The following is a 25,362-nucleotide window of genomic DNA, read 5'->3' on the forward strand; positions in this document are numbered from 1 at the left end:
CGGTTGGCATACCAGCCCGGCTGTGATCAAGTGCGCGCGCAACAAGTCCGGCAAGCCGCCTAACGGTGAATAGCATGAGCAACGTCAACCCCGATCCATTCACCACAAGGCCTGAGATCGAAGGCACCTTCGGCGTCGTCACCTCGACGCACTGGATCGCCACAGCGGTCGGCATGGCGACGCTGGAAAAAGGCGGCAACGCCTTTGACGCCGGCGTTGCAGCCGCCTTCACGCTGCAGGTGGTCGAGCCGCATCTGAACGGCCCCGGCGGCGACGTTCCGATCATCGTGCACGACGTCAAGCGCGGCAAGAGCGAGGTGATCTGCGGCCAGGGCCCGGCGCCGGCGAAGGCAACGATTGCCCACTACCGTAGCGAGGGCCTCGAGATGGTGCCCGGCACCGGTCTGCTCGCCGCCTGCGTGCCCGGTACGTTCGAAACCTGGATGCTGCTGCTGCGCGACTACGGCACGCTGAAGCTGCGCGACGTGCTGGAGCCCGCGATCTTTTATGCCCGCGACGGCCATCCGCTGGTCGAGCGTGCGTCAGCGACCATCAAGACCGTCGAGCAGCTGTTCCGGAAATACTGGACCACATCGGCCGACGTCTATCTGCCCAATGGCGAGGTGCCGAAGCCCGGCACGCTCTTCACCAACAAGAAGCTTGCGGAGACTTATGCGCGCATCCTGACCGAGGCGGAGAGCGCCGGCGGCGATCGCGTGGCGCAGATCGAGCGCGCCCGGCAGGCCTGGTCCAAGGGCTTCGTCGCCGAGGCGATCGACAAGTTCTGCCGCACCCAGGAGGTGATGGACGTCTCCGGCGCGCCACATCGCGGCGTGCTGTCGGCCGACGACATGGCGCGATGGCAGCCCACCATCGAGGCGCCGCTGACCTATGATTACGGCCGCTACACCGTGCAGAAGGCCGGGGTCTGGAGCCAGGGTCCGGTGATGCTGCAGCAGCTCGCGCTGTTGAAGGGCTTTGAGCTCGACGGGCTCGACCCCGCAGGCCCCGACTTCATCCATTTGCAGATCGAAGCCGCCAAGCTCGCTTATGCCGATCGCGAGACGTTCTATGGCGATCCCAAGTTCACCGATATCCCGATCGAGACGCTGCTGTCCGATGCCTATAACAACGAGCGGCGCAAGCTGATCTCGAAGGACAAGGCCTCGCTCGACTTCCGCCCCGGCTCGGTCGCAGGTTTCGGCGGCGTCGTGAAGCTGCGCCGCGCCGAAGGGCATCGCGAGGCGGTCGGCGCCATGGGCGCCGGCGAGCCGACGGTCGGCCGGTTCGGCGAGGTGCGCGGCGACACCGTGCATTTCGACATCATCGACAAGGCCGGCAACATGATCTCGGCGACGCCGTCCGGCGGCTGGCTGCAATCCTCGCCTGTCATTCCCGAGATCGGCTTCTGCCTCGGCAGCCGCGCCCAGATGTTCTGGCTGGAGGAGAACCACCCGGCCTCGCTGGCGCCGGGCAAGCGGCCGCGCACCACGCTGTCGCCGACCATGGCGCTGCGCGACGGCGAGCCGTATCTCTCCTGGGGCTCGCCGGGCGGCGACCAGCAGGATCAGTGGATCACGCAATTCTTCCTGCGCCACGTCCATGCGAAGCTGAATCTGCAGGAGGCGATCGACGCGCCGGCCTGGCACTCCGAGCATTTCCCAATCTCGTTCTGGCCGCGCACATCGCGCCCCGGCGTGCTGGTGCTGGAAAATCGCGTTCCGAAATCGACCATCGATGAATTGAAACGCCGCGGCCACGTGGTGGAGATCGGCCCCGATTGGTCGGAAGGCCGCCTCACCGCGGCCTCGAAGGTCGGCCCCCGCCGCCGTGCCGCCGCCAACCCGCGCGGCATGCAGGGTTACGCTGCGGGCCGCTAGAGGTTTCAGATGACCTGGTCGATCATCGCCCGCGACAGCGCCACCGGCCAGCTCGGCATCGCCGTCGCGACGCGGTTCTTCGCGGTCGGCGCGCTGGTGCCGCACATTGCACCCAGGATCGGCGCCATCGCGACACAGGCGCTGGTCAATCCTTATTACGGCATCGACGGCCTCGCGCTGCTGCGCGAGGGAAAGAGCCCGCATGACATGATCGCGGCGCTGCTCGCACCCGACGGCGGCCGCGAGAGCCGGCAGGTGCATGTCATGGACAGCAAGGGCCGCATCGCCGCGCATTCCGGCAAGGATTGCGTCGATTGGTTCGGCCATATCGCGGGCGACGGCTTCTCGATCGCGGGCAACATGCTGGCCGGACCCGCGGTGCTCGATGAGACCGCGCGCGTCTATGCCGCAAATGAAGGCCTCCCGTTCTCGGAACGGCTGATCAAGGCGATGTTCGCCGGCGAGGCGGCCGGCGGCGACAAGCGCGGCAAGCAGTCGGCGGCCCTTCTGATCCACGGCACTGAGGAATGGCCCTTGCTCGACCTCCGGGTCGACGACCACACCGATCCATTGCGCGAGCTGCAACGGCTGGAAGCGGTCAGCCGCGAGCACTGGGTGCCGTTCCGAACCTTCATGCCGACCCGCGGTAACCCTTCCGGAACCAGCGACCGCGCGGCGATCAACGCCGCAATCGCCGCGGCATCCGCGAGCCGCGAATGACCACCGGCCCGCTGATCGAAATCGAGGGCCTGCGCGTCACTTTCCAGGGCGACGACGGCCGCGTCACGCATGCCGTCGACAGCGTCGATCTTTCCGTCGCCAACGGCGCGACGCTCGGCCTGGTCGGCGAATCCGGTTGCGGCAAGAGCGTGACCTCGCTCGCGATCATGGGGCTGCTGCCGAAGCAGTCTGCTGCGGTCACCGGCGCGATCCGCTTCGACGGCTTCGACCTGCTCGACGTGCCGGATGCGACGCTGCGCGACCTGCGCGGCAACCGGCTCGCGATGATCTTCCAGGAGCCGATGACCTCGCTCAACCCGAGCTTCACCATCGGCGACCAGATCACAGAGACGATTTTGCGCCACCGCGGCGGCTCCCGGCGCGCGGCGCGCGAGCGCACCATCGAACTGCTGCGCCGGGTCCACATCCCCTCGCCCGAGAAGCGCATCGACGAGTATCCGCACAAGCTGTCCGGCGGCATGCGCCAGCGCGTGATGATCGCGATGGCGCTGGCCTGCGATCCACAGCTGTTGATCGCCGATGAGCCGACCACCGCGCTCGACGTCACCTTGCAGGCGCAGATTCTCGATCTGATGCGCGAGCTGAAGGCCGCGAGCGGGGCTGCGATCATCCTGATCACCCACGACCTCGGCGTCGTCGCCGAGGTCTGCGACGAGGTCGCGGTGATGTATGCCGGCGAGATCGTCGAGCGCGCCCCGGTCGATGAGTTGTTTGCCAATCCGCAGCACCCGTACACGGTCGGCCTGCTCGGCTCGATCCCGCGGCTCGATCGCCGTACCAGCCATCTCGCCACCATCGAGGGGATGGTGCCGAACATGGCGAGCCCGCCCGCCGGCTGCCGTTTCGCCGCGCGCTGTCCGTTCGTCGAGAACGCCTGCACAAGCTCGCCGCCGCCACTCGCGATGCTGAGCGCAACCCACGCCTCGCGCTGCATCCGTGCGCCGCTGGAACGGCTGGTGTCATGACCGCGCTGCTCGAGGTCGACGGGCTGGTGAAGCATTTCGTCGCCGAACGCTCGGTGTTCGGACGGCCGACCGCGCATGTGAAGGCGGTCGACGGCGTCAGCTTCACGGTCGAGGCCGGCAAGACGCTGGCCCTGGTCGGCGAATCCGGCTGCGGCAAATCCACCGTCAGCCGGCTGGTGCTGCGGCTGATCGAGCCGGACGCCGGGCGTATCCGCTTCGAAGGCCGCGACCTCGGCACGCTCAATGCCGAGCAGTTGCGCGCATTCCGCCGCGATGCACAGCTGATCTTCCAGGACCCCTACGCCTCGCTCAACCCGCGCATGACGGTGAGCCAGATCCTGACCGAGCCGCTGGCGCTGCACAATCTCGTCCCGGCGGCGCGTCGCCGCGAACGTGTCGATGAGCTGCTGCGGCTGGTCGGGCTCGAGCCGCGCTTCGCGCGCCGCTATCCGCACGAATTCTCCGGCGGCCAGCGCCAGCGCATCGCGATCGCCCGCGCACTCGCGGTCGAGCCGAAGCTGATCATCTGCGACGAGCCGGTGTCTGCGCTCGATGTCTCGATCCGCTCGCAGATCCTCAATCTGCTGCGCGACCTGCAGGATCGTCTGAAGCTCGCCTACATCTTCGTGTCGCACGATCTGGCCGTGGTCAAGCACATCGCCGACCGCGTCGCCGTGATGAACCTCGGCACCATCGTCGAGACCGCGGATGCCCAGGCGCTGTTTGCCGCCCCGCGGCATCCCTACAGCCGCGCGCTGTTGTCGGCGATCCCGGTGCCGAAGCCGCGCGCCAAGCGTAGCCGAATCGTGCTGGAGGGCGAGCTGCCGAGCGCGCTCAATCCACCCTCCGGCTGCCGCTTCCATACCCGCTGTCCCTATGTGATCGCGCGCTGCCGCAGCGAAGTGCCGCCGTTGCGCGAAGATGGCACCGGATATGCAACGGCCTGTCACCGGACGGGCGAGCTGCCCGGCGCGGAGGCAATCGTGCCGTCCGACGGCGGGTTCTCGCCGACACTGGAAAAGCTGGTGGCGGCGTTCAATACGGCGGAAGCCTCGGGGCGGACCGGGGTTATTTCGTAAGGGAACACAGGCGTAGGGAATAAGGGGTTGGCGATGAGATTTTGGCGCTTGGCGGTCCTGATGGCGGCCCTCGTGACCTGGTGCGGAACGAGCGCGCGTGCCGAAACGACGCTTCGCATCGGGCTCGCCGAGGACCCCGACATCCTCGATCCCTCAGTCGGACGCACCTATGTCGGCCGCATCGTCTTTTCGGCCTTCTGCGACAAGCTGTTCGACATCGACGAGAAGCTGAACATCGTTCCTCAGCTCGCGCTATCATACGAGAATTCGTCCGACGGCAAGGAGATGACGATCAAGCTCCGGCCGGGCGTCAAGTTCCACGACGGTGAACCGTTCGACGCCGAAGCCGCCAAGTTCTCGCTGGAGCGCCACCTCACGCTGCCGACCTCGTTTCGCAAACCGGAATTGGCCGCGCTCGACCATGTCGACGTCGTCGATCCCCTGACCATCAAGCTGGTGCTCAAGACGCCCTACTCGCCGCTGATCGCCCAATTGACCGACCGCGCCGGCATGATGGTCTCGCCGAAGGCCGTGAAGGAAGCAGGCGACAAGTTCGGCCTGCATCCGGTTTGCGCCGGACCCTACAAGTTCGTCGAACGCGTGCAGCAGGATCGCATGGTGTTCGAGAAATTCCAGGATTACTGGAACAAGGACAACGTTTTCATCGATCGCATCGTGTTCCTTCCGATCGTCGATGCCACGGTGCGGCTCGCGAACCTGAAATCCGGCGGGCTCGATCTGATCGAGCGCGTGCTCGCCACCGACATCAAGGACGTCCGCGCCGACAAGCGGCTCGTGCTGTCGACCGCACCTGAACTCGGCTATCTCGGCCTCACGATCAACATCGGCAACGACAAGAACAAGGGGCCACTCAGCCAATCGGAAAAGGTGCGCCAGGCGCTCGATCTGTCGATTGACCGCGAGGCGCTCAACCAGGTCGTGTTCAACGGCGAGTTCACGGCGGGCAATCAATGGGTCAGCCCGACGCATCCTTACTATCAGAAGGCGTTCCCGGTTCGCGGACGCGATGTTGCCAAGGCCAAGGCACTGCTGAAGGAGGCCGGTGTCACACTGCCCGTCTCCATCGACTACATGGTCCCCAAAGGGGCCGAGAACGAAGCCGTGGCCCAGGTCGTGCAGTCGATGGCGGCCGAAGCAGGCTTTGACATCAAGATCCGCGTGGTCGAATTTGCGACGACCTTCAAGCAAGCCCAGGCCGGCGAATTTCAGGTGTTTCAGATCAACTGGAGCGGCCGGATCGATCCTGATGGCAATTCCTATGTCTTCCTGCACACCAAGGCGCCGCAGAACGACGGCGGCTATTCCAATGCGGAAGCGGACAAGTTGATGGAAGATGCGCGGCTGATCAACGATCCCGCCCAGCGCAAGGCGATCTACGAGAAGATGACCAGGATCGTGCTCAACGACGAGCCGATCATCTATCTCTATCATCGCACGCTGCTGATCGCGCACTCCGGCAAGGTCGAGGGTTACCGGCAGATGCCGGATGGATTGGTGCGCGTGGTCGGGCTGAAATTGAAATGATCGCCGCGGCGCAGGATACGCGGGGCCGACGATGCTGAACTTCCTCGCCAAGCGGCTGGCTCAGCTGATCCCGACGCTGTTCTTCGTCTCGCTCCTGATCTTCTCGCTGCAACATTTGCTGCCCGGCGATCCGGCGCTCGTGATGGCCGGCGAGGAGCGCGATCCGGCCGTGATCGCGCAAATCCGCGCCCAGTACCATCTCGATCAACCGATTCCGTTGCAATACGCCTATTGGGTCAAGGGCGTGCTCATGGGCGACTTCGGCGAGTCGCTGCGCAGCAAGATGCCGGTGCTCGCCCTGATCGCACAGAAATTGCCGGTGACGATGCAGATCGCCGGTATGGCCATCGTCATCGCATTCCTGATCGGGATCCCCGCCGGCATCATCTCCGCGGTGAAGAAGGGCACCGCCTGGGATTACGGCGCCAACCTGTTCGCACTGTGGGGCATCTCGACGCCGAATTTCTGGCTCGGCATCATGCTGATCTTCCTGTTCTCCGTCGAGCTCGGCTGGCTGCCGGCCTCCGGCTACGTGCCGCCCGCCGAGAACTGGCGCGCCAGCCTCGCTGCGTCGATCATGCCGGCCTTCGTGCTCGGCAATGCGATCGCCGCGATCCTGATGCGGCACACACGAAGCGCCATGCTGCAGGTGCTGGAGAGCGACTATGTCCGCACCGCGCGCGCCAAGGGCCTGTCGGAGCGTACCGTGATCCTCAAGCATGCGATGCGCAACGCGCTGACGCCGATCATCACGCTCGGCGCGCTCGAGCTCGGCACGCTGCTGTCGGGCGCGGTGCTCACCGAGCAGATCTTCTCGATCCCCGGCTTCGGCAAGCTGATCGTCGACGCCGTGTTCAACCGCGATTACGCCGTAGTCCAAGGCGTGGTGCTGACCACGGCGACGATCTACATCACGCTCAATCTGATCGCCGACATCGCCTATATCCTCGTCAATCCGCGGCTGCGGGGCTGATCGCATGACGGACACAGCGCTCGGGACTTCAGCTGCGCTTGCCGCCACCGAAACGCTGGAAAGCCCGGCGCGGCGTGCCTGGCGGCGGCTCGTCAGGCACAAGGGCGCGATGCTCGGCCTCGCCGTGATCGCGATCTTCATCCTGCTCGCCGTGTTCGCGCCGATGATCGTGCCCTATGATCCGATCGCGGCGAGCTGGTCGCTGGTGCGCAAGGCGCCGTCGGCGCAGCACTGGTTCGGCACCGACGAACTCGGCCGCGACGTGCTCGCCCGCGTCGTGTTCGGCGCCCGCGCTTCGCTGCTCGCCGGCCTGATCTCGGTCAGCATCGCGCTTGCGATCGGCGTGCCGCTCGGCCTCGTCGCCGGCTATCGCGGCGGCTTCATCGACGCGTTGATCAGCCGCATCACCGATGCGATGCTGGCCTGCCCATTCCTGATCCTGGCGATCGCGCTCGCCGCCTTCCTCGGGCCGAGCCTCGGCAATGCGATGATCGCGATCGGCGTCTCGGCGACCCCGATCTTCATCCGCCTGACCCGCGGCCAGGTGATGAGCGTCAAGGTCGAGGACTATGTCGAGGCCGCGCGCGCGATGGGCAATCCGCGCTGGCGCATCGCGCTGGTCCACATCCTCCCCAACATCCTGCCAGCGCTGCTGGTGCAGGCCACGTTGTCGATCGCGGCCGCGATCATCGCCGAGGCCGCACTGTCCTTCCTCGGCCTCGGCCAGCAGCCGCCGGCGCCATCCTGGGGCAGCATGCTCAACGCCGCGCAACGCTTCCTGACCAGCGCGCCGTGGATGGCGATCTGGCCCGGACTTGCAATCTTCCTCGTCGTGCTGTCATTCAATCTGGTCGGCGACGGCCTGCGCGACGCGCTGGACCCGAAATCGCGGTGACTCAAGCTGAGCGCGCTCCATCCGTCCCCGTCATCCAGAGGCGTGAGCGGAGCGAGCCTCGAAAGATGACGGGACTGATAGCGTGCGCACCCTAAGCTCTTCAGTTAAATAACCACCTCCCGCAGCACCCGGCGGCAATCCATCTCGTATTCGAGATCGACCACCGGCGGGCGGCAAAAGTGCCAGGCCAAGCCGGATCGCGTCGCGCCGCGGCGGACCAGCTCATCGACGATGACCGGATGGAAATCGTGCACCGTATAGGCCTGCACCGCCGTCGTGTCCTGCCAGCCGAAGCTGAACTCCGCCAGACGCCGCTCCATCTCACCTACCGTGAAGCGGACCTTCTCCCGCCACGCGCCGGGGCTGAGATCGCGGTAACAAACGATGCGCTCGGGATAGCTGCCGGGACCTCCGCGGGCCTCGGCGCCGCCCGCGATCACGAAGGACGGCGATGTGGTCGTGCTCGCCCGCGTGAACGAGAATGCATGGAACGACGGCTCGGCCGGCGGATCAATCTCTGGACAGACGTTGCTGCGCGCGACCGGATTGATGGTGTCGTCGAACAGGCCCCATTCCGCGAGCGTCTTGACGTAGTGCTGGTTGAAGGCGCGGAAGCCGTCCTCGGTGAAGGCGGCTGGCGAGCGCAATTCGCAGGCGCAGAACGACGTCAGCGGCCGGCCGGCGTCCTTGATGTAGGCCGCGATCCGCGCAAAGCCTTCCGCAAGCGGCACCAGCCGATCGAAGCGCACCCGCTCGATCTCATAGCCGGCGTTCGCCTGCGCGCCGCTGGAATATTGGAACACGGCCGGTATGAACCGGTAATTGCCTGCCGCGAATTCGCTCGCCATGCCTGTTTCCTCCAGATCTTGTGAGGCGAGCATAGCGTTTTCGAGCGAACCGGTCTCGCGGTTCAGCCACCACGGGACAAAGAAAAGGCGGCAGTGGCTTTCGCCAGTGCCGCCCTTCCTGCGAGCATGAGCCTGGAGGGCTCAGGTTGGTTTCAATGCGCCGCCGCGGCCTTCCAGTTCGTAGTCGGCGATCTGCTTGGCGCGCTCCGAACGGGCCGCGGCCTGGTGGTCGGTTGCGATCACGGTGTAGACCATCGGCAGCACAAACAGGGTGAACAGCGTGCCGATCGTCATGCCGGTGACGACGACGAGCCCGATCGAGAACCGGCTGGCCGCGCCGGCGCCCGAGGCGGTGAGCAACGGCAGCAAGCCGGTGACCATCGCCGCCGTCGTCATCAGGATCGGACGCAGACGAATCCGGGCCGACATCTCGATCGCCGAGCGACGGTCGAGCCCCTCGTTGAGCTGCAGCTCGTTGGCGAACTCCACCATCAGGATGCCGTGCTTGGTGATCAGTCCGACCAGCGTCAACAGGCCCACCTGGGTGTAGATGTTCATGGTGGCGACACCGAAGAACAGCGGGATCAAGGCGCCGACGATCGCCATCGGCACCGAGATCATGATCACGAACGGATCGCGCAGGCTCTCGAACTGCGCCGCCAGCACCAGGAAGATGATGATGATGGCGAACGCGAAGGTGACCAGCAGCTGGTTGCCTTCGTGGACGTATTGCCGGGAGTCGGCCAGGAAGTCGAATGTGAAGCCGGACGGCAGCTTCTTGGCTTCACCCTGCAGGAAGTCCACCGCCTGGCCCATCGAGACGCCGGGCATCGGCACGGCCTGGAAGGTCGACGAGTTGAGCTGGTTGTAGTGGGTCAGCGCGTTCGGATCGACGCCGGTCTCGACGGTCACCACCGTCGACAGCCGCACCAGCTGCCCGGTCGCGGTCGGGACGTAGTAGTTGTCGAACGATTCAGGCGCGAGCCGGTTGGCGCGCGGCACCTGCGGGATCACCTGATACGAGCGACCTTCGAGGTTGAAGCGGTTGACGTAGTTGCCGCCGAGCAGCGTCGCCAGCGCGCCGCCGATCGACTGCATGGTGATGCCGAGGTCACTCGCCTTGGAGCGATCGACCTTCACCCGAACCACCGGCTGGTTGAAGTCGAGGTCGCTGTCGGTGACGATGAACAGGCCGCTCTTGCGCGCGGCTTCCTTCAGCTTGTTCATCTGGTCGAACACCTGCTGGAAGCCGGCGGTCGACGAAATCACCATCTGCACCGGCAGACCGCCGGGTCCGCCGGGCAGCGGCGGCAGGCTGAACGCGAATGCGCTGACGCCTTCGATCTTCGACAGCTCGTTCTGCACCAGCGGCTGCAGCGTCTGGGCCGAGCGCTTGCGCTCATCCCAGGGCTTGAGAAGCATGCCGGCGAAGCCGCCCTGCGGACCGGTGATGCCGTTCAGGATGAACCGCAGGTCGGTCTCGGGAAACTTCTGGAACTCCTTGTCCATTTTGTCGCCGTAGAAGTCGATGTAGTCGATGTTGGCGTATTTCGGCGCCTTGGTCACCGCGAACACGATGCCCTGGTCTTCCTGCGGCGCCAGCTCCTTCTGGATGTGCATGTAGAGGAAGCCGACCAGGCCGAGGATGGTGACGGCGAACAGCGCCGTGATCGGACGGTAGTCGAGCGAACGGTCGAGCTGGCGGCCATAGGCACGCGTCAGCGCGCCGAACACGCGGTTGACCAGCTTGGCGAAACGCCCCTCCTCCGCGCTCTTGAGGAACACCGAGCACATCATCGGCGACAGCGTCAGCGCGATCACGCCCGACACGATCACCGAGCCGGCCAGCGTGAAGGCGAATTCGCGGAACAGCGTGCCGGTCACGCCGCCGAGGAAGCCGATCGGCGCGTACACCGCCGCCAGCGTGATCGTCATGGAGACGACCGGGCCCACGATCTCGCGCGCACCTTTCAGTGATGCCTGCACGGGTGGCAGGCCCTCCTCGAGATGTCGATGGATGTTCTCCACCACCACGATGGCGTCGTCGACCACGAGACCGATCGCGAGCACCATCGCCAGCAGCGTCAGCAGGTTGAAGCTGAAACCTGCCGCCAGCATCAGGATGCAGACGCCGATCAGCGACAGCGGAATGGTGACGACGGGAATGATCACCGACCGCAGCGAAGCCAGGAACAGGAAGATCACGACGACGACGATCAGGACCGCTTCAGTCAGCGTCTTCTCGACCTCGTCGATCGACGATTGGATGAACTTGGTGGAGTCGTAGGCCACCTTCATCTTCATCGACGGCGGCAGGTTGCGCTCCATGTCGGGGAACAATGCGCGCACGCCCTTGACCAGGGTCAGCGGGTTGCCCTGCGGCGTCGCCTTGATGCCGATGAAGATCGCATGCTCGCCGTTGAAGGCGACGCTGGCGTCGGTCGACTGCGCCGCGAGCTCCACCGTCGCGATGTCCTCGATGCGCACGAAGCCGCCGTCCTTCGCCTTCACGATCATGCGCTTGAACTGATCGATGTTCTGAAGGTCGGTGTTGGCCGAGACGTTGGAGACGATGAAGAAGCCCTTGGTCTGGCCGGCGGCCGCCTGGAAGTTGTTGGCGGCGATCGCGGCCGCAACGTCGTTGGGCGAGACGCCGCGTCCGGCCATCCGGGTCGGATCGAGCCAGACGCGCATCGCGAAGGTCTGGCCGCCGAGGATGTCGGCCGACGCGACGCCGTCGACCGTCGAGAGCACCGGCTGCACGACGCGGGTCAGATAGTCCGAGATCGCCGATCCGGTCAGCTCCTCGCTGGAGAAGCCGAGATACATCACGGCGATGGTGTCACCGGTCGCCTTGGTCACGACCGGGTCGAAGGCTTCCTTCGGGATCAGGTATTTGACCGAATTGACCTTGGCGAGCACCTCGGTGAGCGCCTGGTTCGGATCGTGATTGAGCTTGACGTAGACCTGGATCGTCGAGGTGCCGAGCACCGAGTTCGACGTCATGTAGTCGACGCCCTCGGCCGAAGCGACCGCCTGCTCGATCGGCGTGGTGATGAAACCGTTGATCAGTTCGGGCGACGCGCCGGGATACGACGTCGTGATCGTCACCACGGTGTTCGACAGGTTCGGATATTGCCGGATCGGCAGCACCATCGCCGCGCGCAAGCCGATCAAGAGGATCAGCAGGCTGACGACGACCGACAGCACCGGGCGCTTGATGAAAATATCAGTGAAGGCCATCGCCAACTCGATTCGTGTTGTCTGCCGGTTTCCCGGCGCAAGTGGCGGAGGGCCATCGGGCCCTCCGAGTTCAGATGATCGGTATTAGTAGCGCGGCGGCTCGGCCGGCACCGGCGGCGCCGGGTCGGTCGAGATCGCGACCGCCATGCCGGACTGCAGCTTGATCTGGCCGACGGCCACGACCTTGTCACCGGCCTTCAGGCCCTTGAGGATCTCGACCCGGCCCTCGACACGGTTGCCGGTCTTCACGAAGGTACGCTCGGCGGTCAGGGTGGTCTTGCCGTCCTCGCCCTTCTTCTCGGTGATCAGGAACACGGAGTCGCCGTACAGCGTGTAGTCGACCGCGGTTTCCGGAATCGTCACGACCGGCGGCTTCTCGGGCAGCACGATGGTGGCGGTCGCGAACATGCCGGGCTTGAGGATGCTGTCCGGATTCTGGATCGTCGCCTGCACTCGGATGTTGCGGGTATCGGTCGCGATCTGCGGCTCGATGGTGGTGATCTTGCCGTCGAAGGTGCGACCCGGATAGGCGTCGACCGCGATCCGCACGATCTGACCGACCTTGATCTGCGAGCTCTGCTTCTCGGTCACGGTCATGTTGGCATACAGCACCGACAAATCGGTCAGCGATACGATCTGCGTGCCGGCCGTCAGATACTGGCCGACTTCGACCTGGCGAACGCCGAGATCGCCTTCGAACGGCGCGCGCACCAGCTTCTGCGAGATCAGCGCCTCGGTCTTGGCGATACCCGCCTTGGCCTGGTCGTAGGTCGCCTGCGCGGTATCGACGGTCGACTGCGGCCCGAACTGGCGCGACGCAAGCTGCTTGGCGCGATCGAGTTGCTGCTCGCCGACGGTTGCCTGCGCCTTGAAGCTGGCGAGGTCGCCCTGTTCCGGCGCGTCGAACAGCTGCACCAGCGGCGTGCCCGCCTTCACATGGCTGCCGGCGGTGAACAGGATCTCGGTGATGCGGCCCGGCACGTCGGTCGTGACGTTGACCTGGTGCACGGCGACGAGATCGCCGACGGCAGTCAAGAGGTTCGGAATCACTTCGGTCTTAGCCTCGGCAGCCGTGACGTTCGACGGCGGCGGCTTATTGTTGGCGAAGAACTGCGCGATCATGTGGCTGCGGAAGGCGTTGAAGCCGACCAGCGCGCCGACCAGCAGGGCCAGCAACAGGCCTACGATGATGAACCAGCGCACCAAACGGACGGGACGCTTGGCTTGCTTCTCCTTGATCGGTTGACCCGAGATATGGCTTTCGGTCTGGATATTCATGTCATGCACTTTCTGCAGTTACCGACGGTCCTGCGCTCGGCGACGGCTGGCGGCTCAAATGAGTTGAGATTGCGGCTTCGGTAAGTCCGATGCCGCGAAGAATGAACTGGCAAAGCTGCTGCTCGGCCGCTGCAGCATCACCATAGGGGAGACAAGGTGTCGCAGGCAGCTGCGTCAGCGCCCCCATGAGCACGGTATGGTGCGCAAACCAGAACAGGTTGAGCGGCTCGTCGCCGATCCGCGTGGCCTCGCCGGCGGCGATCGCCCGGTCGAGCGAGGCGGCGAAGGTTGGACCGATCAGCTTGCCGACCTTGTCGTACAGCAGGCGCGCAAACTCGCCGTCGTCGAGATGGCTCGTCACCATCAGCCGCATCCGCTGCGCCTCTTCCTGGTCCGGCGCATCGCGCAGTTGCATGAAGTGACCGACCATGCCTTGCACCAGTTCGACCAGCGTCGCGGTCGAAGGCTCCTGGCCGAGCAGATGCGCGAGATCAGGGTCCGCCTCGCACTCCTCGGCAAGGATTTCGGCGTAGAGCGCAGCCTTCGACGGGAAGTGCTTGAACAATAGCCCTTCCGAAATGGCAGCCGCAGCCGCCACGCTTTTCGTCGTGGTGCCGGCAAAGCCGTTCCGGGCGAAGCACCGCTTTGCAGCGCTCAGGATCAACTGACGCCGCAAGTCACTCGTCATGCGTAAGGTAGACATTTGGGTCGTGAGTAATCACTCACTTTACCAAAAGTCAAGGTTCTATTGCACCGCGAAAGCTACTTTAAATTGGACTGTGTCCGATCGACCCGCGGATGCGGTTGACGATGTAGGTGCCGTCGCGGCTGGACAGCACGCGTTCCAGATTGGCCCCGTCGATCTTCGCGCTCGCGAACCGCGGCCCCGCTGTAACATCTTGCAAAGACGAGGCAAAAGTCTCAACCTCGGCCATCGTGCTGATCGAGCGGCTATCTCCGATTCCGCAGGCTTTGGCAACACCCACAAGGTCGGCGGTTCCCCCGGTGTGGCTCGCCTGGCCACCGGTCTCGCCGTAGGCCTCGTTGTCGAGCACGATGATCGAGAGGTTTTTCGGCTGCTGCAGCGCGACGGTCGCAAGGCTCCCCATCCCCATCAGCATCTCGCCGTCGCCGGTGATCACGACGACCGGCAGCGTCGGCTGCGCCAGCGCCAGGCCGAGCCCGATCATCACGGCGCCGCCCATGCCACCCCAGAGATAGAAGTTGCGGTCATGGTCGCCGGCCGCGGCGATGTCATAGGTCGAGGCACCGAGGCCGCCGACGGCGAAGGCGCCCTTGCGATCCCTGAGCAGTTCGGCAACCACCGCGCGGCGGTCGAGGCGATTGGCTTTGCTCATTTGGTGAAGACCTTTGCCCCGATCAGCCGCTGCGACAGCAGGACGGCGGTTGGCGTGCAGGCGTTGTAGGCCTGCGCCGCGCCGGCCTCGACGACCTCGCGAACCTCACCGGGATGCGCTGCACGCAACACCTTGATCCCCGACAATTCGAGAATGCCCTGCGTGTTCGAGCCCATCGGCACCTGCCAGGGATTGAACTCGCCCCATTCGCCGCGCATCGTCACCAGCGTGAGGAACGGCAAGCGGAAGATCTGCACCAGCGACAGCATGTTGATGCAATTGCCGACCCCGCTCGACTGCATCAGCAGCACGCCGCGCTGGCCGCCGGCCCAGGCGCCCGCGAGCAGCGCCACGCCCTCCTCCTCTGTGGTCAGTGCAATGCCGCGCATCGATGACGACCCCAGCACCCGCTCGATCAGCTCCGAATGCCCGGCGTCCGGCACGTAGGGCACCTGGCGCACCTCGAAGCGCTGCAATATCGAAAAGATCTCCTCGGGCCAGGAGACCGCGGTGTCGGCACGGGCATGCATCGGCGTTTCCGGCTCTCTCTTGTTTGGCCGCGACTGTAGAGGGGCACGCGCGCTTCATCAAAGCGCAAAACCGCATATGGCTCTGCGATATATTCGCACCACGCCGAGGGCGTCGCGCCGTTCCCGATACTTTCATATTGTGTTGCGCCGCGCCCGGCCGCGGCCTACGATAGTTGCAAATGAAACTAATTAGGTTGGATTCGCCATGGACGGGCACGCGCGCGAGCTGGCTGACGGTTTCGACCTGGAAAGGCTGACCCCGAAGTTCTACGCCGACCCCTACCCGACCTATCGCGCGCTACGCGAGCACGCGCCGGTCAAGCGCCTGCCGAACGGCTGCTATTTCCTCACCCGCTACGACGACCTGATCGCCGCCTACAAGAACACCAGGACGTTCTCCTCCGACAAGAAGACGGAGTTTCTGCCGAAATACCGCGACTCGCTGCTCTACGAACACCACACGACCAGCCTCGTCTTCAACGATCCGCCGGCGCACACCCGCGTGCGGCGCTTGATCATGGGCGCCTTGTCGCCGCGGGCAATCGCCGGCATGGAGCCGGACCTGATCGCGCTGGTCGACAGCCTGCTCGACCGGATCGCAGCCAAGGAGCGCTTTGAGTTGATCGAGGATTTCGCCTCGGCGATTCCGGTCGAGGTGATCGGCAACCTGCTCGACGTGCCGCACGAGGAGCGCGAACCGCTGCGCGACTGGTCGCTGGCGATCCTGGGTGCGCTGGAGCCGGTGATCGGCAAGGACGCGTTCGACCGCGGCAACGCCGCGGTGAAGGATTTCCTCGCCTATCTCGAAACCCTGGTCGAACGCCGCCGCGCCAGGCCGGGCAATCCCGAGCGCGACGTGCTGACCCGATTGATCCAGGGTGAGGACAATGGCGAGCGGCTGACCGCGAAGGAACTGCTGCACAACTGCATCTTCCTGCTCAATGCCGGCCACGAGACCACGACCAACCTGATCGGCAACGGTCTGGTGACGCTGACCCAATACCCTGGGGAGAAGCAGCGGCTGATCGCGCAGCCGGAGCTGATCAAGACCGCGGTCGAGGAGATGCTGCGTTTCGAAAGCTCCAACCAGCTCGGCAACCGCATGATCGTGGAGGAGACCGAGCTCGGCGGCATCAAGCTGCCGGCCGGCACGCTGGTCACGCTGTGCATCGGCGCCGCCAACCGCGATCCCGCGCAATTCCCCAACCCGGAAAACTTCGACGTCGCACGCACGCCGAACCGCCATCTCGCCTTCGGCACCGGCGCGCATCAATGCGCGGGCATGGCGCTGGCGCGCCTTGAAGGCGCCATCGCGATCTCGCGGTTCCTCAAGCGCTTCCCGAACTATCTGCTCGACGGCGAGCCGGTGCGCGGCGGCCGGGTGCGGTTCCGCGGCTTCCTCAGCGTGCCATGCCGGCGCGGCGCGTGATCCGATGACGACAGAGCAATTGCGCGAGCGCTGGGGCGATTCGCTGCTGACGGTGCTGACCGGACTGCTCCTGGTCATGATGTTCGTGGTCGCGCCGCTACAGGCGCTCGGCCTGTTCGAATTCCAGGTTTTCGAGCTGTTGCTCGCGATCTTCCTGGTCGGCGGCGTGTTCGTGATGTCGGGCAGCGCGATCGCCGTCGTCACCATGCTGGTCGCTCTGGCGATGATCGTGACCGGCGCGATCCTGCGCCTGCACTCGCCGTCGATCCTCGACCTCAATCTGTTCGCCGGCTCCTGGCTTCTGGTCGGCATCACGATGGCAGTGACGGTCGCGCGGGCGATCTTCGCGCCGGGGCGCGTCACCTACCACCGGGTGATCGGCGCGATCCTGTTCTATCTCACGGTCGCGGTGATCTTCGTGGCGCTCTACACCTTCATCGGCACGCTGGTCCCGGACGCATTTGCCGGCATGAAGATCGAAGACCGGCCGTCGCTCGCAAGCCAGCTGATCTATTTCTCCTTCGCCACGCTGACGACAACCGGCTACGGCGACGTCGCACCATTGCATCCGATGGCGCGCAGCCTGTGCAATGTCGAGGCGATCTTCGGCCAGCTCTACCCGGCGACGCTGCTCGCCCGGCTGGTCACGCTCGAGATCGCGCACCGCGATCGGGATTCGTAGCGCAGCGACGCTGACAGGATCGATCAAATTTGGTGCACGGTCATCCTTTAAGCCGCGCGGGCCGATCCCCAATCAGCTATAATTTGATCGCGCGACACCTCACCGGTGCCGGCACCGCACAGCTGGAGTGACGAAACATGCGTCCGCCAGTCACCGATTTCATCGCCAGGGAAGCGCAATTCGGCGCCCACAACTACGCGCCGCTCGGCGTCGTGCTGACGCGCGGCGAAGGCGTCTGGGTTTGGGATACCGACGGCAATCGCTACCTCGATTGCCTCTCCGCCTATTCAGCGGTCAATCAGGGCCACTGTCATCCGAAAATCCTCGCCGCGATGATCGAGCAGGCCGGCCGCCTGACGCTGACCTCGCGGGCCTTCCACAATGACCAGCTCGCCTTGTTCTACGAGCAGCTCGCCGATCTGACCGGCTCCCACAAGGTGCTGCCGATGAACAGCGGCGCGGAGGCAGTGGAGAGCGCAATCAAGTCGGTGCGCAAATGGGGCTACGAGGTCAAGGGCGTGCCCGATGACCAGGCCGAGATCATCGTCTGCGCCGACAATTTCCACGGACGCACCCTGGCGATTGTCGGCTTCAGCACCGACCCGGCGAGCCGCGTGCATTTCGGGCCGTTTGCGCCGGGCTTCAAGGTCATTCCGTTCGGCAACGCCAGGGCACTGGAAGCCGCGATTACGCCGAACACCGTTGCCTTCCTGGTCGAGCCGATCCAGGGCGAGGCCGGCGTCATCATTCCCCCTGCAGGCTATTTCGCCGGGGTCCGCGAGCTCTGTACCCGCAATGACGTGATGCTGATCCTCGACGAGATCCAGACCGGACTTGGCCGCACCGGCAAGCTGCTGGCGGAGCAGCACGAGGGCATCGAGGCCGACGTGACGCTGCTCGGCAAGGCGCTGTCCGGCGGTTTCTATCCGGTCTCGGCGGTGCTCTCCAACAACGAGGTGCTCGGCACGCTGAAGCCCGGCCAGCACGGCTCGACCTTCGGCGGCAATCCGCTCGCCTGCGCGGTCGCGCGCGCGGCGCTGCGCGTGCTGGTCGACGAAGGCATGATCGAGAACGCGGCCGCGCAAGGCGTGCGCTTCATCGACGGCTTGCGCAGCATCCGTGCCAACACGGTTCGCGAGGTGCGTGGACGCGGGCTGATGCTCGCGGTCGAGCTTCACCCCGAGGCCGGTCCCGCGCGCCGCTATTGCGAGCTGCTGCGGGAGCACGGCATCCTCGCCAAGGACACCCATGACCACACCATCCGGGTCGCCCCGCCGCTGGTCATTACGGGAGATCAGGTCGATTGGGCGCTGGAACAGATCGGCGCTGTGTTGACACAGGATTTGACCTGACGGCGGCTTTGCGCCGTCCGACCTAAACCACCGTCCGGTGCCGCTCGATGCAGGTCTGCAGCACCTCGTCCAGCGGCCGGCCCCACCAGTCATTCGAGAATATCTCGATCTCCGAATAGCCGGCGAAGCCCTGCGCTTCGACCGCCGCGCGCACAGATTTGATATCGATGACACCGTCACCCATCATGCCACGGTCGTTGAGAATGTCCTTGGTCGGCACCAGCCAGTCGCAGACATGGAATGCGAGCAGCCGGTCCCTGCCGGCGCGCGCGATCTGGGCCATCAGCTCCGGGTCCCACCAGATGTGATAGACGTCGAGCGCGACGCCGATCGCACCAGTGCGGCCGGGATCGAGCGCGTCGCAGAGGTCGAGCGCGTGCTTCGTGGTGTTCACGCAGGCGCGGTCGGCGGCATAGGCCGGATGCAGCGGCTCGATCGCGAGCGGCAGTCTTGCCTGCTTCGCATAGTCCAGCATCTCGGCGATGCCGTCATGCACCTGATTGCGCGCTGCGGCGATGTCCTTGGACATCGCGCTGCCGGGCCGAGAATATTGCGGCAGGCCGCCGACGACGAGCACGATGCAGGAGGCACCGAGCGCGACGGCCTCGTCAACGGCGCGGCGGTTGTCGTCGCGTGCCGCGCTGCGATGCGCGTTATCGGCCGTGAACATGCCGCCGCGGCAATAGCCCGACAGATCGAGCCCCGCGTCCTTCACCGCGCGCACGGCACGGTCGAGACCGACGGCAGCGACCTGGTCGCGCCAGGGATCGATGGCGCGGATGCCGAGCCGCGCGCAGGCCTCGATGATGGCGAGAAGATCGCCCTGCTTGCGGACGGTTGCCGTGTTCAGCGACAGCCAGCGGTGATCTCTGGAAAAATCGCGCATCAGGCGTCTATGCCACGGCTCGCAAGGATCGTCGCCATCCGGCGTGTCGCTGCTTCCGGATCGGCTAGCAGCCCCGCCTGGTCGGCGAGCCGGAACAGTTCGGCGAGATGCAGGGTCGAGCGCGCGCTTTCCTGCCCGCCGACCATCGTGAAATGATCCTGGTGGCCGTTGAGGTAGGCCATGAACACGATGCCGGTCTTGTAGAAGCGGGTCGGCGCCTTGAAGATGTGGCGCGACAGCGGCACCGTCGGGCCGAGCACGTCGTGGAAGCCGGCCTCGTCGCCCGCCGCGAGCCGCGACAGGGCGTAGGACGCCGCGGGCGCGATCGCATCGAAGATGCCGAGCAGCGCGTGGGAAAATCCCTTGTCGTCGCCGGCGATCAGTTCGGCGTAGTTGAAGTCGTCGCCGGTGTACATCTTCACCCGTGGGTCGAGCCGCCGCCGCATGTCGATCTCGCGCTGCTTGTCGAGCAGCGAGACCTTGACGCCATCGACCTTGGCCGCATTGGCGTTGATGATCGCGACCGCCGTATCCATCGCCCTGTCGAGATCGGCCGTGCCCCAATAGCCTGACAGCGCCGGATCGAACATGTCGCCGAGCCAGTGGATGATCACGGGCTCGCGGACCTGCGACAGCACGCGGTCATAAACCCCAGCGTAATCGTCCGCGGTCCTGCCGAGCTTTGCCAGCGCGCGCGAGGCCATCAGGATGATGCGGCCACCGGCCTTCTCCACCGCCGCGATCTGCTCCTCATAGGCACGGATGACGTCGTCGATCGACCTTGCGTCTTCTACCGCCAGATGATCAGTCCCGGCGCCGGAGAACACCAGCGCATTGCCCCTGGCCTTCGCCGCCCTGACCGAGCGCTGGATCAATTCGAGCGAGGTCGCCCAGTCCAGCCCCATGCCACGCTGCGCGGTATCCATCGCCTCGGCGACGCCGAGGCCGAGGTCCCAGACGTGCTCGCGGAATGCGATCGTCTTGTCCCAGTCGATCGCAGCCGTCAGCCAGGGATCGACGTCGGCGCGGGGATCGGCAACCACATGGGCCGCAGAGAACGCCACCCGGTTGAGCGTGCCCTCAAGCTTTGCCGGAAAGGTCCGCGACGCCGCCAGGCGATAGGTCTCGAGGCCCCCATCGGCGGTCGGCAGCTTCAGCGAAAGGGATGACATCGGCAGGACTGGCTTGTTCATGGCAAGGTCCCTCTCAGACGGCGATCGGTGCGACGTCGATCCAGCGCCGCTCCTTCCAGCTCTTCAGCGCGCACTCGGCAAGCTGCACGCCCTTGGCGCCTTCGAGCAAGGTGTATTTGTAGGGCGCATCCTCGCAGACGTGGCGAATGAACATCTCCCACTGCTCCTTGAAGCCGTTGTCGTAGACGACGTTCTCGGGCAGCTTCTGCCAGTCGGCATAGAAATCGTGCATCCGCTTCTCGTCCGGATTCCACACCGGCCGCGGCGTCGCCTGGCGCGCCTGGATCACGCAGTCGGTCAGTCCGGCAACGGCCGAGCCATGGGTGCCGTCGACCTGGAAGGTGACGAGGTCGTCGCGGTAGACCCGCGTCACCCAACTCATGTTGATATGCGCGATCACGCCGCCCTTCAGGCGGAAGGTGGCGTAGGCGGAATCATCGGCCGTCGCCTGGTACTTCTTGCCCTTCTCGTCAAAGCGTTCTGGGATATCGGTCGTGCCGATGCAGACCACGCTCTCGACCTCGCCGAACAGATTGTCGAGCACGTAGCGCCAGTGGCAGACCATATCCAGAATGATGCCGCCGCCATCCTCTGCGCGGTAGTTCCACGACGGCCGCTGCGCTTCCTGCCAGCCGCCCTCGAACACCCAATAGCCGAACTCGCCGCGCACCGAGAGCATGCGGCCGAAGAAGCCGGAGTCACGCAGGAAGGCGAGCTTCTTCAGGCCGGGCAGGAACAACTTGTCCTGCACGGTGCCGTGCTTGAGACCCTTGGCATTGGCCAACTTCACGACCGCGACGGCTTCCTCGAGATTGGTCGCGATCGGCTTCTCGCAATAGACATGTTTGCCGGCGTTGATCGCCTTGGTCAGCAGCGAGGGCCGTGCCTGCGTCGTCGCGGCATCGAAGAACACGGTATCGTCCTTGTCGGCCAGCGCGCGATCGAGATCGGTGGTGTGGCGCTCGATGCCGTAGCGCTTTGCCAATGCGCCGACCTTCTCGGCGTCGCGCCCGACCAGGATCGGATCGGGCATGATGCGGTCGCCATTCGACAACAACACGCCACCCTGCTCGCGGATCGCGACGATCGAGCGGATCAGATGCTGGTTGAGCCCCATCCGGCCGGTGACGCCGTTCATGATCAGGCCGAGGCGTTTGGTCGTCATACTGTCTGCTCCTGCGAAACGCGTGGTGTTGGCCGCTTGAGCGGCTGCATGGTGGACCAGTCCGGATGGATCGAACTGGCAAAGCCCGGTACTGCGGCGATCGATCCGGTCAGGAGATCGCCGTCATGGATCGCGAGGCGGACCTTGCCGCCCGCGCGTGTATAGAGATCGGGATGCGCGGTGAGGAAGGCGTCGGCTTCGTCAGCCGGGGTGTCGGCAAAGCCGTCGACGTAGTGATGTCCGTTGCGTTCGGCATGGGTGACGCCGATCAGCGCGCCGAGCGCAAGATCCTGCTGCACACCGAGGCCGGCCTGGCAGGTCAGGTCCTCACCGCTGATGAAATACCGGTCGCCATCCGCGCTCCACGCCGCCGCGCGGGCGGCATTGACGACCGATTTGTAGATGCCCTTGCACGATTTCGACGAGATGCCGCGATAGCCGAGCGCCCGCGCCCGCGGGAACGCGTCATAGGAATCGTCGGCCTCATCGATGATGAAGTTGCGCCCGGCCAATTTCCCGAGCGGCGATGCTTTCGTGACGTCACGCGGCATCGGTTGCTCGATATAGAGCAGGTTTGCAGCGATCGGCTTGAGTGCCTCGTCATGGTCGAGCCGGTCGACCAGCGCGTTCAGCGCGGCAAGGTCCGCGTATTGCTCGTTGGCATCGAGCGTGATCTTGGTGGCGTAAGGCAGCTTGGCGAGCTCGTCGCCGATCCGCGCCAGCCGCGCTGCGTCATGCGCCGGATCGCCGTTCAGCTTGAGCTTGAAATAGCGTGCACCGGCATTTTCGTTTGCGTCGGCAACACCGCCCTCGCCTTCGATCGTGTCATCCATCCCGACCGTATGCCTGACGGCGACACGGTCGAGGCGCTTGCGGGCGGACAGGAACCGCGCGATGTCTGGATCGCCGAGATCGGGCGTCAGCCGCCCGTCGATTCCGGCGATATTGCCGGCCATGCCGTCGAAGACATTTGCGCCGGCCGCACGCAGCAGCGCATCCAGGATCGCCTTGTCGATCTCCGCCGGGCCAAAGCTCGCGGCAAGCTGCGGAATGTCTTCCGCAGCGCAGGCCGCGACCTGCGGACCGATGTACGCGGCGTGCAGGCCGAACGCGGTATCAAAGGCTCCGTTCGCCAGATAGAACTCGCGTGCAATCGCCAGCGAGCGGCGAAGTCCGTCGAGCGACTGGGCTTCGGTCAGATGCGGCCGCTTGTCGAACCATTTCGGCGCAAGCATCTCGGCGCTGGCGCCGGTGGCGCGGCCCTTGCCTTCGACCTCGATCTCGACCCGCACGAAAACCTGCGTCGCCGCATTGATCGTCACCGCGCCGAAGCGGAACGGCCGGACGAAGGGCAGCGGCCGTTCGAAGAAGGCGATATCTTTGACAGCGAGGCGAAGCGGCATTGAAAGCTCGGGCGTTAGTCCAGCGATCCCTGTGTGAAGAAATGCTTGCGGATCCGCTGCACCAGTTCGGTGAAGACGGGATCGGACATCGTCTCGAGCGAACGCGGCCGCGGCATCGGCACGTCGTAGATCGCCGCGATCGCGCCGGGCCGCTCGGTCATGACGAGCACGCGGTCGGCGAGGAACACGGCTTCGGGAATCGAGTGCGTGATCAACAGCACCGTCTTGCCGGTCTCGCGCTGGATCCGCATCAGTTCGACATTCATCCGTTCCCGCGTCATGGCGTCGAGCGCGCCGAACGGCTCGTCCATCAGCATGATCTTGGGATCGTGCACCAGCGCGCGGCAGATCGAGGCGCGCTGCTGCATGCCGCCGGACAGCTGCCAGGGCAGCTTCTTCTCGAAGCCTTCGAGGCCGACGAGCTTCAACAACCCCTTGGCGCGGTCGAGATATTTGTCCCGGGCGAGCCGCTTCATGTCGATCGGCAGCATCACGTTGGAGAGGATATTGCGCCACGGCAGCAGCAGGGCGTTCTGGAACACGATGCCGACATTGCCGTGGGGTTTCGTCACCGGCTCGCCGTCCACCAGCACCTGCCCCGTCGTCGGCGGCAGCAGGCCCGAGATCATCTTCAGCAGCGTGGACTTGCCGCAGCCGGAGGGCCCGACCACGACAAAGAACTCGCCGTCATTGATGGTGAAGTCGAGCGGCCGCAGCGACGGCACGTCGCCGTCGCGCGACCGGTAGGTCTTCGACACGCCCGACAGCTTGATGCCCGGCGCGGCGCCGGGCGCGCGGTCGGACACCAGGCGCAGATGCGCGGCGGGCTGCTCGGCAGCGCTCTTGATCGCCGATTTCATGGCTTACGAATTACCCTTCGGCAGATAGTCGTTGGTGTAGAACGCCTTCGGATTGGCCTTCGCCTTGGCGTCGAGGCCACCATATTCGACCATCAAATCGACCGACTCGGTCATGTTCTGGTCGGTGACCTGGAACGGCCGCTTGTCCTTGGTCGCCGGCGTGCGATAGAGCGGGATTGTGAGCTCAAAACCCTGCGTCAGCGTCTCGATCTTGCCGCCCTTCGGGTTGGCATCGAGGATCGACTGCGCGGCCGCCTTCGGGTCCTTCTCCGCAGCCTCCACCGCTTTTGTCGTCGCCGACATGAAGCGGCGGACCAGGTCGGCATTGGCCTTCACATAGTCCGAATTCGCGATGATGCCCGACGACACCATGTTGATGCCGTAGTCGGCGAACTTGATCGGATAGACGTCCTTGCCGGTGGCGTCCTTGATCTTCATCGACTGGTCCATGACATAGCCGAGCAGGAGATCGGCCTGGCCGTTGATGACGGCGTTGAGCTTGGTCTGGCCGTCGCCGGCAACCGTGTTGAAGTCGCTTTCCTTCAGCCCGGTCTTCTTCAGGAACAGCGGCCAGATCTGCGTCATCGAATCCGCGGGCGTGATCGCGACCGTCCTGCCCTTGATGTCCTCCGGCTTTTTGATGTTCTTGTCGACGAAGCCCATCGCCGACATCGGGCTGGTCTGCAACAGCACGCCGGTTGCGATCACAGGCGCGCCTTTCACCGCGGCGCGCATCATGGTAGGTACGTCGACATAGCCGAAATCGGCGGTCTTGGCCGCCACCGCCTGTGTGGTCGCGGCCGAGCCGCGGCCTTCCTGGATCTCGAGGTCGATGCCCTCGGCGGCGTAGATGCCCTTGGCCTTGCCGTAGTAGAACGGCGCGTGCTCGCCATAGACGTACCAGTTCAGCATCAGCACGACCTTGTCGGCCGCGGACGCTGGTGCCATCGCCAGTGCGGTCCAGGCCAATGCGGCGCCGGCGACCGCAATCAAACGCTTCATGGATGCTCTCCCTCTATTGTCCGCGGCCCTTGGATGGGCCGCTTGTCCGATTGCT

The 25,362-nt window shown here is 65.1% G+C and carries 22 protein-coding genes; 10 read left to right on the plus strand and 12 right to left on the minus strand.

Going from position 1 to position 25,362, the window contains the following annotated elements; translation table 11 throughout:
* Positions 1–74 precede the first annotated feature (74 nt).
* The 7 genes from ACTUWL_RS05450 to ACTUWL_RS05480 are packed head-to-tail and all read left to right on the plus strand — an operon-like array spanning position 75 to position 8,078.
* A complete protein-coding gene (locus ACTUWL_RS05450) occupies positions 75–1,880 on the plus strand; it encodes a gamma-glutamyltransferase family protein (RefSeq protein ID WP_021076262.1) in 1,806 nt (601 codons plus the stop codon).
* A 9-nt stretch (positions 1,881–1,889) separates the two neighbouring features.
* The gene (locus ACTUWL_RS05455) at positions 1,890–2,600 is read left to right on the plus strand and encodes a DUF1028 domain-containing protein (protein WP_021076263.1); all 711 of its coding nucleotides are present in this window, start codon (positions 1,890–1,892) and stop codon (positions 2,598–2,600) included.
* Complete coding sequence (locus ACTUWL_RS05460) at positions 2,597–3,586, plus strand: ABC transporter ATP-binding protein (protein WP_106940227.1); 990 nt, start codon at positions 2,597–2,599, stop codon at positions 3,584–3,586. The genes ACTUWL_RS05455 and ACTUWL_RS05460 overlap by 4 nt, the downstream gene beginning before the upstream one ends.
* Entirely contained in the window at positions 3,583–4,665 is a 1,083-nt protein-coding gene (locus tag ACTUWL_RS05465) for an ABC transporter ATP-binding protein (RefSeq protein ID WP_021076265.1), read from the plus strand. The genes ACTUWL_RS05460 and ACTUWL_RS05465 overlap by 4 nt, the downstream gene beginning before the upstream one ends.
* Before the next feature lie 33 nt (positions 4,666–4,698).
* Positions 4,699–6,210 (plus strand): ABC transporter substrate-binding protein, encoded by a 1,512-nt coding sequence (locus tag ACTUWL_RS05470; protein WP_021076266.1) that lies wholly within the window; start codon positions 4,699–4,701, stop codon positions 6,208–6,210.
* A gap of 31 nt (positions 6,211–6,241) precedes the next feature.
* Positions 6,242–7,183: an ABC transporter permease gene (locus ACTUWL_RS05475; protein ID WP_021076267.1), complete on the plus strand. Its 942-nt coding sequence runs from the start codon at positions 6,242–6,244 to the stop codon at positions 7,181–7,183.
* A gap of 4 nt (positions 7,184–7,187) precedes the next feature.
* Positions 7,188–8,078 carry an ABC transporter permease gene (locus ACTUWL_RS05480; RefSeq protein ID WP_035649642.1) on the plus strand — a complete coding sequence of 297 codons (891 nt, stop codon included), beginning with the start codon at positions 7,188–7,190 and terminating at the stop codon, positions 8,076–8,078.
* Positions 8,079–8,182: 104 nt separating this feature from the next.
* Here ACTUWL_RS05480 and cnbZ read toward each other — a convergent pair whose 3' ends face one another.
* From cnbZ to ACTUWL_RS05510, 6 genes are all read right to left on the minus strand, one after another.
* A complete protein-coding gene (gene cnbZ / locus ACTUWL_RS05485) occupies positions 8,183–8,926 on the minus strand; it encodes a 2-amino-5-chloromuconate deaminase CnbZ (protein WP_021076269.1) in 744 nt (247 codons plus the stop codon).
* A gap of 141 nt (positions 8,927–9,067) precedes the next feature.
* Positions 9,068–12,169, minus strand: coding sequence for a multidrug efflux RND transporter permease subunit (locus ACTUWL_RS05490; protein ID WP_021076270.1), 3,102 nt, complete (start codon positions 12,167–12,169; stop codon positions 9,068–9,070).
* Between the two features lie 84 nt (positions 12,170–12,253).
* The gene (locus ACTUWL_RS05495; protein WP_021076271.1) at positions 12,254–13,447 is read right to left on the minus strand and encodes an efflux RND transporter periplasmic adaptor subunit; all 1,194 of its coding nucleotides are present in this window, start codon (positions 13,445–13,447) and stop codon (positions 12,254–12,256) included.
* A 1-nt stretch (position 13,448) separates the two neighbouring features.
* Entirely contained in the window at positions 13,449–14,150 is a 702-nt protein-coding gene (locus ACTUWL_RS05500; RefSeq protein WP_106940226.1) for a TetR/AcrR family transcriptional regulator, read from the minus strand.
* A 64-nt stretch (positions 14,151–14,214) separates the two neighbouring features.
* Entirely contained in the window at positions 14,215–14,805 is a 591-nt protein-coding gene (locus ACTUWL_RS05505) for a thiamine pyrophosphate-dependent enzyme (protein WP_021076273.1), read from the minus strand.
* Positions 14,802–15,335, minus strand: a complete 534-nt coding sequence (locus ACTUWL_RS05510) for a thiamine pyrophosphate-binding protein (RefSeq protein ID WP_021076274.1) — start codon at positions 15,333–15,335, stop codon at positions 14,802–14,804. The genes ACTUWL_RS05505 and ACTUWL_RS05510 overlap by 4 nt, the downstream gene beginning before the upstream one ends.
* A gap of 205 nt (positions 15,336–15,540) precedes the next feature.
* Between ACTUWL_RS05510 and ACTUWL_RS05515 the strand changes: the two genes are divergently transcribed.
* The 3 genes from ACTUWL_RS05515 to rocD all read left to right on the plus strand — a co-directional run bounded on the left by ACTUWL_RS05515 (position 15,541) and on the right by rocD (position 18,798).
* Positions 15,541–16,764 carry a cytochrome P450 gene (locus ACTUWL_RS05515; RefSeq protein WP_021076275.1) on the plus strand — a complete coding sequence of 408 codons (1,224 nt, stop codon included), beginning with the start codon at positions 15,541–15,543 and terminating at the stop codon, positions 16,762–16,764.
* Positions 16,765–16,768: 4 nt separating this feature from the next.
* On the plus strand, positions 16,769–17,446 hold the full coding sequence (locus tag ACTUWL_RS05520) for a potassium channel family protein (protein ID WP_021076276.1): 678 nt from the start codon (positions 16,769–16,771) through the stop codon (positions 17,444–17,446).
* 137 nt (positions 17,447–17,583) lie between these two features.
* On the plus strand, positions 17,584–18,798 hold the full coding sequence (gene rocD / locus ACTUWL_RS05525) for an ornithine--oxo-acid transaminase (RefSeq protein ID WP_021076277.1): 1,215 nt from the start codon (positions 17,584–17,586) through the stop codon (positions 18,796–18,798).
* A 22-nt stretch (positions 18,799–18,820) separates the two neighbouring features.
* Here the strand turns inward: rocD and ACTUWL_RS05530 are convergent, their stop codons facing one another.
* The 6 genes from ACTUWL_RS05530 to ACTUWL_RS05555 are packed head-to-tail and all read right to left on the minus strand — an operon-like array spanning position 18,821 to position 25,307.
* On the minus strand, positions 18,821–19,684 hold the full coding sequence (locus ACTUWL_RS05530) for a sugar phosphate isomerase/epimerase family protein (RefSeq protein ID WP_021076278.1): 864 nt from the start codon (positions 19,682–19,684) through the stop codon (positions 18,821–18,823).
* Positions 19,684–20,877: a dihydrodipicolinate synthase family protein gene (locus ACTUWL_RS05535; RefSeq protein WP_021076279.1), complete on the minus strand. Its 1,194-nt coding sequence runs from the start codon at positions 20,875–20,877 to the stop codon at positions 19,684–19,686. The genes ACTUWL_RS05530 and ACTUWL_RS05535 overlap by 1 nt, the downstream gene beginning before the upstream one ends.
* 13 nt (positions 20,878–20,890) lie before the next feature.
* Entirely contained in the window at positions 20,891–22,042 is a 1,152-nt protein-coding gene (locus ACTUWL_RS05540; protein ID WP_021076280.1) for a Gfo/Idh/MocA family protein, read from the minus strand.
* Positions 22,039–23,445: a hypothetical protein gene (locus ACTUWL_RS05545; RefSeq protein ID WP_021076281.1), complete on the minus strand. Its 1,407-nt coding sequence runs from the start codon at positions 23,443–23,445 to the stop codon at positions 22,039–22,041. Before ACTUWL_RS05545 ends, ACTUWL_RS05540 begins: the two co-directional genes overlap by 4 nt.
* A 14-nt stretch (positions 23,446–23,459) precedes the next feature.
* Positions 23,460–24,305, minus strand: coding sequence for an ABC transporter ATP-binding protein (locus tag ACTUWL_RS05550; protein ID WP_021076282.1), 846 nt, complete (start codon positions 24,303–24,305; stop codon positions 23,460–23,462).
* A gap of 3 nt (positions 24,306–24,308) precedes the next feature.
* Positions 24,309–25,307, minus strand: a complete 999-nt coding sequence (locus ACTUWL_RS05555; RefSeq protein WP_021076283.1) for an ABC transporter substrate-binding protein — start codon at positions 25,305–25,307, stop codon at positions 24,309–24,311.
* Positions 25,308–25,362: the final 55 nt, after the last annotated feature.

Source organism: Bradyrhizobium sp. WCU1 (assembly GCF_053474805.1).